The 13,029-nt window shown below is 38.8% G+C and carries 11 protein-coding genes; 3 read left to right on the top strand and 8 right to left on the bottom strand.

Features of this window, described 5'->3' with window-relative positions:
* Window positions 1-79: 79 nt before the first annotated feature.
* The 7 genes from LVD16_RS16175 to LVD16_RS16145 all read right to left on the bottom strand — a co-directional run bounded on the left by LVD16_RS16175 (window position 80) and on the right by LVD16_RS16145 (window position 6,691).
* Window positions 80-670, bottom strand: coding sequence for a penicillin-binding protein activator LpoB (locus LVD16_RS16175; RefSeq protein ID WP_233769312.1), 591 nt, complete (start codon window positions 668-670; stop codon window positions 80-82).
* Between the two features lie 44 nt (window positions 671-714).
* Window positions 715-3,066, bottom strand: a complete 2,352-nt coding sequence (locus tag LVD16_RS16170) for a TonB-dependent receptor (RefSeq protein WP_233769311.1) — start codon at window positions 3,064-3,066, stop codon at window positions 715-717.
* A 7-nt stretch (window positions 3,067-3,073) separates the two neighbouring features.
* Window positions 3,074-3,727, bottom strand: a complete 654-nt coding sequence (gene rpe / locus LVD16_RS16165; protein ID WP_233769310.1) for a ribulose-phosphate 3-epimerase — start codon at window positions 3,725-3,727, stop codon at window positions 3,074-3,076.
* 23 nt (window positions 3,728-3,750) lie between these two features.
* Window positions 3,751-5,265 carry a S8 family peptidase gene (locus LVD16_RS16160; protein WP_233769309.1) on the bottom strand — a complete coding sequence of 505 codons (1,515 nt, stop codon included), beginning with the start codon at window positions 5,263-5,265 and terminating at the stop codon, window positions 3,751-3,753.
* 58 nt (window positions 5,266-5,323) lie between these two features.
* Window positions 5,324-6,013: a hypothetical protein gene (locus tag LVD16_RS16155; RefSeq protein ID WP_233769308.1), complete on the bottom strand. Its 690-nt coding sequence runs from the start codon at window positions 6,011-6,013 to the stop codon at window positions 5,324-5,326.
* A gap of 113 nt (window positions 6,014-6,126) precedes the next feature.
* A complete protein-coding gene (locus tag LVD16_RS16150) occupies window positions 6,127-6,369 on the bottom strand; it encodes a DUF6952 family protein (protein ID WP_233769307.1) in 243 nt (80 codons plus the stop codon).
* A gap of 4 nt (window positions 6,370-6,373) precedes the next feature.
* Window positions 6,374-6,691, bottom strand: a complete 318-nt coding sequence (locus LVD16_RS16145) for a thioredoxin family protein (RefSeq protein ID WP_233769306.1) — start codon at window positions 6,689-6,691, stop codon at window positions 6,374-6,376.
* Window positions 6,692-6,840: 149 nt separating this feature from the next.
* Between LVD16_RS16145 and trpF the strand changes: the two genes are divergently transcribed.
* Window positions 6,841-7,446 carry a phosphoribosylanthranilate isomerase gene (gene trpF, locus LVD16_RS16140; protein ID WP_233769305.1) on the top strand — a complete coding sequence of 202 codons (606 nt, stop codon included), beginning with the start codon at window positions 6,841-6,843 and terminating at the stop codon, window positions 7,444-7,446.
* On the opposite strand, the gene LVD16_RS16135 is transcribed toward trpF, so the two are convergent.
* Entirely contained in the window at window positions 7,439-8,251 is an 813-nt protein-coding gene (locus LVD16_RS16135) for an outer membrane beta-barrel protein (protein ID WP_233769304.1), read from the bottom strand. The two genes, trpF and LVD16_RS16135, sit on opposite strands and share 8 nt — an antisense overlap.
* A gap of 204 nt (window positions 8,252-8,455) precedes the next feature.
* Between LVD16_RS16135 and LVD16_RS16130 the strand changes: the two genes are divergently transcribed.
* Both LVD16_RS16130 and LVD16_RS16125 read left to right on the top strand, forming a co-directional pair.
* Entirely contained in the window at window positions 8,456-9,748 is a 1,293-nt protein-coding gene (locus LVD16_RS16130; protein WP_233769303.1) for a PorP/SprF family type IX secretion system membrane protein, read from the top strand.
* Window positions 9,749-9,785: 37 nt separating this feature from the next.
* On the top strand, window positions 9,786-12,980 hold the full coding sequence (locus LVD16_RS16125) for an FG-GAP-like repeat-containing protein (protein WP_233769302.1): 3,195 nt from the start codon (window positions 9,786-9,788) through the stop codon (window positions 12,978-12,980).
* The last annotated feature ends 49 nt before the right edge of the window (window positions 12,981-13,029 follow it).

Genomic DNA, 13,029 nt, shown 5'->3' with positions numbered 1-13,029 from the left:
ATAGCAAAACACCAAGCCCTGCCAAATTAATGTTATGAGAAGGGCTTAGTGTGATAATTATGTCTAAGAATCTAGCTTCTTAGTTCTCAATATATTTCTTGATTTCTTCCTGACCGTACCATACTCTTTTATTGGTTTCAAGGTCAGTAAGGTATAGGGTGGTGATGTAGTTAACTACTTTTTTCTTATTGTAAGTATCTGTTTCAGAGGTCATAGTACCGAAAAGCATCAGGTCCGCACCATACTCTTTTCCCCAGCTGGCAGCTGTTTCAGGTGAAGCAAACTCCTGCTGATCTGCTCTTTCTTCTCTTAATTTTTCTCTAAACTCAGCTGACTCAACTAAATCGGCTAACCCAGAGTTGAAAATCTCCATTTCAAACTTCTTGATATAGTTATCTGAATCAATATGCTCACTGGTTTTGTTTTTGATATACCCCACTATAATGGCTGGAGTTTTACCGTTGTCACTGCTATACTGCTGATATCTTGGGCTGTTTAAAAACTGCTGAACCATTTTATTGGCTACCATTTTAGAATCAACGTCGTTCCAGCGACCACTAAGGTCTATTTGCTGATCAGGGCTTACTCTGGTAACTGTTCTTTGAGAACAACCAAAAAGTATGGCTATAGAAAAAATGGCGATTGCCGCGGTTTTAAATGAATTTTTCATATTGGTAGAATGATAATGTAAAAAATGAAATCTAAACTGTGTTTCTAAATCTTTAATGATAGTTTGATATTCAAAAATCTTGCCGATAAGGTATTAGGTACTGCAAACTGATTGTTATTTACATCGCTGATCCAGGTATAAGAAATGGCATTAGATGTGCCAAAGAGGTTTAAAACTTCGGCGCTAAGTATCAATTGCCTTTTTTTATTATACTTCAATTCGTTGATATAAAACAGTTTCGAAAAACCTATATCAAGTCTGGTATACGAATCTCCGTTAAATACGTTTCTTCTTTCGTAATCCTGCGGCGGTCCAAACGGTAACCCAGAGCCATATAAAAGGTTCAGACTCACCCGTATGGTAGGATTACCGGGCAAATGATCCTGAAAGAAAATGGCCATATTTATGCGTTGGTCAGTGGGCCTGCGAATGTAGCTTCTACCATCTCCCGCCACATCTTCTCTGGCATTTAGCACACCTAAGCTAAACCATGACTCCGCCCCTGGTATAAACTCACCACTAAGTCTTAAATCAAGACCAGCAGCATAGGCCTTGGCATCGTTGTTAGCATAATATCTCACTTTCACATTATCAATCTCATAAGGCACCACATTGCTTATGCGCTTATAATACAATTCACTGATGAATTTAAAGTCCCTGTCCCACCATTTAAAGCTGTAGTTCATACCTCCAATGATATGCAGAGATCGTTGGGCTTTGAGGTCTCTGTTCAGGTCTCCATTAAAATCTCTCAGTTCCCTGTAAAAAGGTTGCTGCTGATAAAGGCCTACAGCCGCATTAAAAACCACATCCTTCTGCCATTGTGGGGCATATGAAAACTGTACTCTGGGACTGATTAAAAGCTGCTCGTTCACATCCCAGTAGTTCAATCGCGCTCCGTAAGTACTATTGAACTTAGAAGAAAAGTAATGCGTATGCTGAACGAATGCGGTATATCGGTTGCTCTTTAATTGATTCTCTGATGAAAGCGCCTGAATCTCAGTCACATAATCAGAGGAATCCTTAAAACTGTATTCATTCAGCTGATCTTCAATGTTTTGATAAGAGTAGCCGAGACCAAACTCCACAACGTCATTATCATCAAGAATAATCTCGTTCCTATTTTCTACATTGACAATATTGGCCTCCAATGTATTTCTTCCATAATCATAATTTGAACCAATCCCTCTGATGAATACACATTCATTGAATGAATTACTTCCCAGGTTCTTATCAACGTCACATAATCTATATCCGCCTTCTATATCAGTATATTCCCTTTCTATACCATAAACACCAGAAACTATCAGTTTTGAGGTCCAGCTCTCATTGAAATGATGGGTTAACTTAAGACCACCCTGATAAGTATCGTATTGTAATATCTCCTGCCCCACAAAGCCCACAAAAAGCCTGAATGACTGGTTAAAAGTACCGAATTCGGTCTCCCTACTTTCCGGCTCAGTAAGGTATCTATTACGGGCATATGAGCCCAGGATATCAATCTCTGTATTATCGCTGATCTGATAATTAACCAAAGCCTGAAAATCAGTGAATTTAGGAAGGTACTGCCCTTGGGTTTCCAAAGTATTGAGCAGGTACTGAGCAGATTTATGTCGAATACCAGCTACGTAAGTCAGTTTTTCATCGCCAGAAGTTCCTTCCACATGGGCTGATCCTCCCAGAAGATGAATATTCGCTGACGCTCCAAAGGTTTTTGTTTTTTTATAGTTCACATTCAGCACAGAAGATAGTTTATCTCCGTACTTAGGCTGCCATCCACCCGCACTAAATGACACGCTCTCTACCATAGCGCTATTTACAAAGCTCAACCCCTCCTGCTGGCCATTGCTCACTAAGAAAGGTCGGTAAATAGGAATGTCGTTTACATACACCAGGTTCTCATCAAAACTACCACCTCGAACCGAATAAGCAGAAGAAAGCTCATTATTGCTCACTACGCCAGGCAATGTGGCCAGAACCTTAGTAAAATCACCGAATGGCGTCACCAGCGCCTGGGCGGATATAGGATCTATCTTGGTAATACTAACTTCATTGACCTCTTCCAGCCTATCTTCAATCTTTACCTCACCCAGCACCTCAGTGCGCTCTTCAAGCAAAGCCTCAATTTTAACAAATTGATTATCAGACACTTTAACCGTATCGTGGTAGGTTTGATAACTCACATGAGTGAATGAAATGATGTAGGTACCAGCATTAAGCGGAAGCCTAAATTGCCCGTTATTATTCGTAGTTGTACCTTTTGTGCTTTGGTTAATTTGCACATTTACGCTAGGTATAGTAGCACCTGACTTACTTTTAACTACACCCTCAATACCACTTTGACCATAAGCAAGAGAACAGCAAACACATAGAATTAAGGATAGTAAAAGTCTCATCAGCTAACTAAACGTTCTTCAGGTCTGATATAGTACTTACAGGGTCATTTGATTTGAAAACAAAGCTACCCGCCACCAGCACATCAGCACCAGCGTCGATTAATGCCTTAGCATTGTTCTGGTTAACTCCCCCATCAATCTCGATAAGTGTATTGCTGCCAGCCAGATTAATCATTTCCTTGAGCTCCTTCACTTTATCATAGGTTTTCTCAATGAATTTTTGACCTCCAAAACCAGGGTTAACGGACATGACTAGAACGATGTCAATATCCTGAATAATATCGGCAAGTAAATCAACTTTTGTATGCGGGTTAAGTGCTACACCAGCTTTGCATCCCAGCTCTTTTATCTGTTGGATATTCCTATGCAAATGCGGACAAGCCTCATAATGAACCGTAAGTGATGCGGCACCAGCTTCATGAAAAGCTTTAACATAATTCTCAGGCTTCTCAATCATCAGGTGAACATCTAGCGGCTTTTGCGCATGTCTGTTGATGGCCTCCGTAACAGGGATGCCGAAGGAGATATTAGGCACGAAAATTCCATCCATAATATCCACATGAATCCAGTCTGCAGTACTGCGGTTAAGCATTTCTACTTCACTTTGTAGGTTGGCAAAATCAGAAGCTAAAACGGACGGTGCAATCAACGGTTTTTTCATGTGGTCAAAGATAGAAAAATGAACTAGTATTTAATGAGTTTAGAGTGGTAGGTTTGGTTAGCCATTACTATTTTCATTAAATAAATACCTTTACTCAAGTTAACTTTTAGCTTAAAATCATCGTATCCATTGAAATAAGCATGTTTTTCAAAAGAGAGCACACCATTCAAGTTGTAAATAGAAACCTGTGCATCGCCTTTAAATTCGGCCGTTCTAATGGTGATTTCATCACCTAATAATGGATTAGGATACACCAAAAAAGCCTGCTGATCAACGACCTTTTCATTGCCGGAAATGATGTTGTTATAATTTGGTATACCGTACCCAAAGCCATTCTCCGGATCACTACTTTGACTGGCATTAGCCAGCATCATAGCACGAATTTCAGCTGCGGATAAGTCTCTATATTTCTGCCATAAGCAAGAAGCAAAACCGGCCACTAAAGGCGTGGCAAAGGAAGTCCCACTACCCGAGGTAATACCTGATGAAGAAAGAAAAGTAGTACCAGATCCCAAAGCCACTAACTCAGGCTTAATTCTGCCATCCTCTGTAGGGCCACTAGAGCTGAAAGCACTCAATGAATAATCTGTTGTTATCGAACCTACAGAAATCACATTCAGTGCATCCGCCGGACTCGTTATATAGCCCCAATAGCTATTTCCTTCATTACCAACACTCACTACCACCAACATACCTTTTGCGGTGGCAAAATTAGCAGCCTTGGCTATGATTGTAGTCTCCCCATCAAAGTCCTCTGGTGTGTAATTCATACTAGGGTCATCGAAATCGAAATAACCTAAGGAGCTATTGATAATATCTACACCCGCGCTATCTGCTCTTTCTGCGGCTACCAGCCAGTTATATTCCTCAATAGTATACTCACCTGATATATCTTCTGTAATGCAAAGCATATAATCAGCGTTATGTGCACTACCTGTATATTCACCTGCAATTTCACCAGCCATTATGGACAGCACTTTGGTACCATGATCAGAACCAGCATTCACTGATGAAGAGTTACTTACAAAATTATAGCTATACTTTAATTGATCTACGCTAACATTCTCCATACCAGATATTTGAGAATATCCAGAAAAGCCTCCATCAAATACTGCAACATACATTCCTTCACCTCTATAACCCTCATCATGTAGCTTGTTTAATCCCATCATCTCTAGCTGCAAATCAGTTTCGGCCTGTTCTTTCTGTTGCTCATTCTCACTGGCAGCACTTCCAATTCGTCCTAATTTTGTACCTGGAGCCAATAATACAATTGACTCAACATAATCAAGAGCCAGAATAGACTCCAATGAACTCGGTTGAGTTTCAATAAAAACGCCATTCAGCCATTTAGATCGATAATAGGTAGCTACCCCTAAATCCTGCACCCCTTGTACATAAGCGGGATTCACAGGCAGGTCTGACTCATCTATTGTAATAGACTGATCCAAGCGTCTGTTTATTGATTTTTGAGAGAGAAAAGCTTCTGGAGAATTAGTGGAATAGGGAGAATTTTCTTTATCTGTGAAGTAAACCATGTAGCGGTTTTGTGCGTACAGGCTTAATCCTAAAAAAGTAAGGAGAACAGTTAAAATATTAGTTTTTACCATAGTCAATTATATATTGGCGGTATTCGTGCCCTCCTTCTACTTCTTGCTGGCCAATGCAATCTTCATCCGTACAATACTGAAGTAAAAGGTCTTCTTTATAAACCAGACCCACATTCCTGGCATAAATTTCATACCTGCGATCTAACTCTACCGTAAAATCCTGATTGTCATTTTGTATTACGGTTAGTGTGTTTGGAATAGTATCCTCCAATGGCGTAATGTATGCAAAGTTGATACTATCTATTTCATAATCATCCTCATCATTGGTATTCAGAGCATTACCATCCCACGTCCTCCCGTTCTCCACTGGCAGGCTAAGTTTAATATATGGTACATTTTCCTCTGTAACCACCACTTGATTCTGGGATACTCTCACAGGCCACGCAGATTCCAGCTCCCAACTATTCGCTTCAGAGTCTCTCTTCGATCTATGAATTACATAGGTTAGCGCGTTAGTCTGGCTGTAAAATGAGTCTACCACCTCTACCTTTAGCTGATAATTACTCTCATCTTTCTCTCCTCCTATGAGATACTGAATATCATTAACCTGATAAGTCTGGTATTGCCCTATACTTACAGGAAAGAAATCCAGTCCCAACCTGGAAGGGTCTGGAGCCACCTCTTCATTTTTGCAGCCCAGCATTACAATACTAATGATGATAATCAATCTCCTCATGTGCACAATAATATCTCCAGGTGAATTTAGTTGAATTCCTTACAAATAAAAAAGCTTCAGGTCTGTGAAATCCACAGAAGCCTGAAGCTCAGTACGTAAATATATTATTTCTACTAGTTAATAGACTCTCTCACCTTGCTGGTATAGTCTCTCAAAGCAGCTTTAAATTCCACTTTGTCATCATTCATTTTATTGATGATATAGATAGCAGCAAAAATGTGAGTGAGCTTTTCGCCTTCGTCAGCACCATTCACTTCAATATCTAAAGCTTCTTCATTTACGAGATCTTCCTCTGCTTTCATTAAAGCGGCGATATCATAAGCCTCAACAAGTCTTTTAATCTCAGGTATCTTCATGATCTTAATTTAACTTCTCTAATAATTCTACAACGCCCTCTTCCTTAGAAGTAGCTACAGTTCCTAATAACTCACCACCTTTAAAAACAGCAAAAAATGGAAGATTAGTTACGCCAGCTAGCTTTCTTGCTTCTGGGTTTTTCTCAGCATCTACATCTAAAAATTTAATGTCCGTGAAACGTTCGTCACCAGAAAGTCTTTTATACTTAGGAGCAAATAGTCTACAGCTACCACACCAGCCTGCAAAATATTTCACTACTACTTTTTCTTCCTCTTTGATGGTAGAGGCAAAATTATCATCAGTTAAAACTTCTACTGCCATGTTCTTATTTTTATGCTAATTTAAAAATTAATTATCTAATCCATTGGATCTCTGCTTCTTTCAGGATCGCAGTGCGAAACAAATTATTTTCGCTTAGTTTTGCACCACTTATTTAATGGATTCTATTTATCAGTTAATAATAATTATCTATGGCGCTTAGTACTTTTGTAAAAGTGAGTTCAGTAAACAATTTATCAGATGCCAGATACTGTGCAGGAATGGAAGTAAATCTGATTGGTTTCAACCTTGAGAAAGAGGCTCACGGCTACATTGCACCAGACACCTTTAAGGAACTTATAGAATGGCTATCTGGGGTAGAGTATGTGGGTGAATTTGATAACTACACCGCCACTCAGATAATAGAAACAGTTAAAGACTACGACTTAGCCTATATCCAAATTAATAATGCTGAGTTGGTTGAAGAACTTCAGGTTTTGAATACACCTATTATTCTTAATGTTGATCCAGCAACTTTAGAAGGGCTTTCCAGTGACTTAAATATTGAATATCTAATGGTGGGGTCTAGTAAAGAGGAATGGTCTGAAGATGAAAAAACCACTATTAAAAAATATAGTGGTTCCTATCAATTACTCATTAGCTCAGGCATCAACGAAAATAACATTGCCGACCTACTTGAAGAGACAGGCGCCAAAGGCATAGCACTTCAAGGTGGTGATGAGCTACGCCCAGGCTACAAAGATTATGATGAGCTGGCAGACATCCTTGAATCTTTGGAAGTTGATGAGTTTATTTAATCTTCCCTGAAGACTTACCCCTTTTGCGTTGAGAGATCTTAGTATCAAACATGTATGATACGCCCAATACCAAGCCCACATTTCGGGTGTTCATTGGATCCGAGAAATCAAACAGATTGCTTAAATAGGCCGGTGAGTCTTTGGCCATAAAGGAATGTCCTAATTTAAATCTGAGATCAACTTCTATCATTTGACCTGAAGGTGGTTCAAATACCACGCCGGTAACGAAATTAATTCCTAGTTGAACACGATTAGGATCATTAACGTATACGTTATAACCTTCCACCTGATCGTCTGGCATTTCACCAAACTCCACTTCAATTCGTGCCTTTAGCACATTGGCTTCTATCAACTCACTTGAGGTCATAGAACCACCACCCTTCCACCAATAACTTACATTAGGACCAACTCCCAAAAAGCCTTTAAATCCACCCGTTTTACCAACATTGAACTTAAAATCCATTCTATAGGTGATTGGTAATTCAAAATAATGATTCACCAATTCATATTTCAAACTAGGATCTTTTACTCCTTCGTAGAACCTTCCCTTTCTGCTATATAGAAAATCGGCCTGCAAATAAAACCTTTTCCTAACCTGCGCAGCTAGAGAAAATCCTCCATTATATCCGATATGAGGTTCTACACTTAAAAAATCCTTATTATCCTTATCTTCAAAACTTAACCAGGAGAGTTGTGCTCCAACTCTTGGACCAATGTAAAGTTGTGCCTTAGTTTTGTGCGTGCTTATTAATGTAAAAACACTTACACAAAAGATAAAAAAATATAGATTGGCTTTTTTGAACATTACTTTAAAAAATTTTAAACAATTAACTTTGTCGAGAATTAGCCAACTTTAAATCACTATGTGACCGTAAAACTATTTATTTTTTCATTCTAATATATTATTTTTTTAGATTAGAACGATATTTTATAATTAAGTAACGTCTATAGCTTTACGTATTACCTGTTCTGGCTTAATTATTTTTTACTTAATACCGTTAATTAATAGATGGGTAAGTATTTTTTTGTACTAATATTTATTTTTTTAGTTGTACAGGTTAAATCTCAACAATTACCAGTATACAACCATTACTATAATAACCCTTATCTGCTCAATCCTGCAGAAGTAGGGAGTGATGGGTATTTGAGTGTGGTTTTGAACCACCGTATGCAATGGACTGGTATTGAAGGAGCCCCTCGTGTTACTACTTTTAACTTACAAGCGCCTTTTAGTTATAAGAAAGGATCGCTGGGTGTAGGTATTAGAAACTTTCAAAGAGGACTTATTACTACCAATGAGATTATGGGAACCTATGCCTATAAAGCATATCTTACGAAAGTAGCTACGCTTCACTTCGGCATTTCCCTGGGCTTGTACAGTACTTCAATAGATCTCAATCAAATTGATGATCCGGATGATCCTATTTTAACAAATTTTGCCAATAACAATATTCAACCACTTGGAAATGCTGGCTTCAAACTAAGAACTAAGGCAGGTTTTAATTTAGGCTTTGCCCTACCTAAGCTTTTTAAAGTAAATTATCTAAATGAAAGTGATTTTTCCAGTTATGACTTTAGTCCATTGGATGAATTTGTATTTATGACCTACTTCAAAAGGCCTTTGGATAAAAAGATTATTACAAGAAAGGTCAAGGGAATGAAGAGAAGAGTGGAAATTGAAGATGCTTATGCGCCCTTGCAGCTCTACTTTATATATAAACATTCTGCATTAGTAGATAAGCGTGTAGAGGTCTTAGGTACTTTACATTTACATGAAGACTTTTGGGTTGGTGGTGCTTATAGATTAAACTATGGGGTATCTGGTTTAGTAGGTTTTGATATCGGTAGCCTCTCTTTCGCATATGCATATGAACCAGCTAGCGACTATGTAGATGGCTTCACACAAGGCACGCATGAAGTACAACTTACTATAAGAATTGGTGAGAAGAAGAAACTTGAACGAAGTAGACCAATATTAAGAACTCTGGAAAAAACCGAAACGCACAGAGCTCGTTTCTCTGCAGATGAAATTTCTGAAGGTGGTACAGACCAGGGCGACGGTAAAATGAAGAAGTACTATGTGGTTATAAAATCCTTTAAAGACTTTAATTCAGCAGATGAATTCGTTAGAAGAATGGCTGAAAAAGAGCTTTACACGAATATATTTTATAATAACATCGATAAAAAGTACCATGTGTATAGCTTCCAAACGTATAAGCTAAAAGAAGCTAATGAACAAAGACGTGCTGTTCAGGAATTGACTAAGTATAAGAGTGTTACCATTATTACGGTAGAACAATAGGCGGTTACATCATATCACTTTTAATTATTTATCTGTAATGAAAATTTTCACTTACCATAAAAGAATTACCTTCTTTACATTCTGTCTATTGTTGGTAAGCAGTATAGTATTGGCTCAGACTCCTATTATAACCAATGTTTCTCCAAACTCAGGTTATGCCGGGCAAACTATTACAATAACAGGTAGCAACTTTAACGCATCCTCCCAAGTATCCTTCGGAGATGCGAGAGGCAATGTGATCAGCCGCACTACACAAATCATAGAAGTCCAGGTTCCAGCTAATGCTACCTTTGACCATATCACGGTAACTAACAGTAACGACCTCTCTGGATTTAGCACCTATCCATTTCTATTAAGCTATGGTGGTGAATCTGGTCTTGTAGCTGCAGATTTTGGGGCAGAGCTTACTTTTGCGACTCAAGCTTCTCCATATGATCTTGAAGTATCAGATTTTAATAACGATGGTAAAAATGACATTATCACCACCAGTGCTACCAGTGGTGTAATACAAATCCTACAAAACACTACAGTCAGTGCCGCCGCACCAACCTTTGGTACACCTATATTACATACGTTATCTCCCTCTGGAACCTCTTTGAATATCACTGCAGCAGACCTTAATGGAGACTCTAAACCAGAAATCATTGTATCAGAAGACAATGATAATGATCCAAGGTCTCGTGTTTTCGTTCTTACAAACACCAGTGGAGCTAATGTGAGCTTTGCTCCAGCTTCATACGTACTCGACATACCTGGAGCCCAAACTAAAAAAATTGATGTGATGGATATTGATATGGATGGTAAGCCAGATCTAGTTATCACAGACCAATCTAACAACGGTAGGTTGGCCATAGCCAGAAACACTTCTTCAGCCGGCAGTATATCCTTTGACCTTGCTAACATTACCTTCTTATCTCTTTCAAGCTCAGTTAAAAGTGCCCCTTTAGAAGTCGCTGATTTCAATAATGATGGTAAGCCAGACGTTGCTGCAAGCTTATTCTTTGCCAATGGTGGTTCCATTTATTTGTTTAAAAACAATAGTACTCCAGGTAATATTTCATTTTCCACTGCCACTACAAGATCTGTTACTGGTAGTATTGTAAATCTAAAAGCAGCTGACATCAACAATGATGGTAAACTTGATCTTATTGCCACCAATTTTTTAGCACAAAGCGCTTTATATTTCTTAAATAATTCCACCACTGGTGGAGCTCTTAGCTTCGGCAATCAAAGTTCTATAAGCGCTGATCAGAGACCATGGGGTTTAGATGTAAGTGATTTTAATGGAGATGGAGAAAAAGACATAGTGATTGCTAACTCCGATGCTGCTATTATTTCTGTGCTTCACCAAACCGCACCAGTTACTTTTCAAACAGTCAATATTAATGTATCTGGATTTGCTAGAAATGTTAAATCTGGCGATATAAATGGAGATGGCAAACCTGACATAGTTTTCACACGATTTAATGCAAACTCCCTTGGCATTTTGATTAATCAGAAATGTATAAAGCCTGTTCTGAATGAAGAAGGCCCCCTGGTAGTCTGCGCCTCTAACCCCTTAGAACTTGAAGCTCAAAGTGTAAGTGGAGCAACATATAATTGGTATATGGATGGAATGCTTCAACAAAGTGGGCCTTCAAATACCTATAGTGTAAATACAGTAGGGGTTCATAACTACACAGTGGAATTAATTCAGGGAGTATGTGCTGAAATGTCGGATCCGGTTAGTGTGGAAGTAAAATCTGGATCCTTGCCAACTGCAACTATCATCTCTCCTACTTCTGATATTTGCCTCGGTGGAACCGCCACACTTCAAGTAGATATAGCAGCCGATCAATATATATGGACTGGTCCTAATGGTTTTTCGGCTACAGGTAATCCGGTAACTGTAGCGGACTTTAGGCCTTCTAATGTAGGTGTGTATCAGGTAGATTTATATTCCGGAGATTGTTTAGCGGCTACGGAAACTATCAATGTTGAAACGGTTGATGTGCCTACATTTACCGTAACTAGTTCTCCGGGCAACCAGTTGTGTCAGGGATCTTCAGCTACATTAACCATCTCTCCTTCCAACAATACAAATTACTCTTATCAATGGGCTACTGAGGAAAATGGAAACATAAGTGGAGAGACAGGCAGCTCACTAACAGTTTCCACTGTTGGTTCTAAAAATTACTTTGTTAAAATAGAAGACTTAAATAATGCCAGCTGCCCTGATATTGAATCAAATGTGTTGAATGTTTCCATACTTCAATCACCATCTGCAGTTATTACGGCGCCAAATCAGGCATGTGCAGGGCAGAATATTCAATTCACTAGTAATTCAAGTGTAGACGCAAATGCTACAGTTCAATACAAGTGGAATTTTGGCGATGCCGCTATATCTACTGACGAAAACCCCAAGCACGCTTATGGCACTGCAGGAAATTTCACAGTCAGTTTAGAAGTATCATACAGTGGTGTATCAGGGTGTACAAGCTCAATCACTAAACCCATTGAAATTCTTAATGGTGGTACTGTTGAAATTGTATCATCCAATGACCCAATCTGCGAAGGCGAGGCGACCACATTGTCACTTACTGATACCTATGAATCATATAGCTGGAATACTGGACAAACCTCTTCTGAAATAGTCATCACTGAAGCTGGTACTTATACTGTAGAAGTAGAAACTAACGGATGTTTGTTAGAGTCAAGCATTAGCCTCAACTCATTTCCTCAACCCGTAGTAAGTATAACTGCTGATAGTGTCAGTGTGGCTCCAGGAAGTACAGTGCAGCTTACCGCATCAGGCCTTGAAAACTATTCATGGTCACCAAAAGAATCACTTAATGACCCAAGCATTCCTAATCCCATAGCTACTGTTGATATTTCAACAACGTACACTGTTTCAGGAACGGACATCAATGGCTGTACAGGTTCACAAAGTATAGACCTTTTCACTAATACCGATCTTATCGGCAATATTATTAGGCCTAAGAATTTCTTCTCACCAAATTCAGGTGATGATATCAATAACTTTTGGGTTATTGAAAAAATTGAGCAATTCCCTGAATGCCAGGTTACTGTAGTAGATCAAACAGGAAATATTATCATGGAAGCCTCCCCCTATCAGAACGACTGGGATGGTACCTATAACGGTAAAGACCTGCCCCCAGGAGCTTACTACTACATTATTAAATGTGATGGCCAAGAAATTGTGAAGTCTGGGAGCATTACCTTACTCAGATAATTTATATAAAAATGTCATTCATCCCCGATATCCGTCGTTCATCTGACTT

Source organism: Fulvivirga ligni (assembly GCF_021389935.1).
Lineage (GTDB): Bacteria > Bacteroidota > Bacteroidia > Cytophagales > Cyclobacteriaceae > Fulvivirga > Fulvivirga ligni.
Note: the sequence above shows the minus strand (reverse complement) of the source record. Positions and strands in the feature narration are given on the sequence as shown.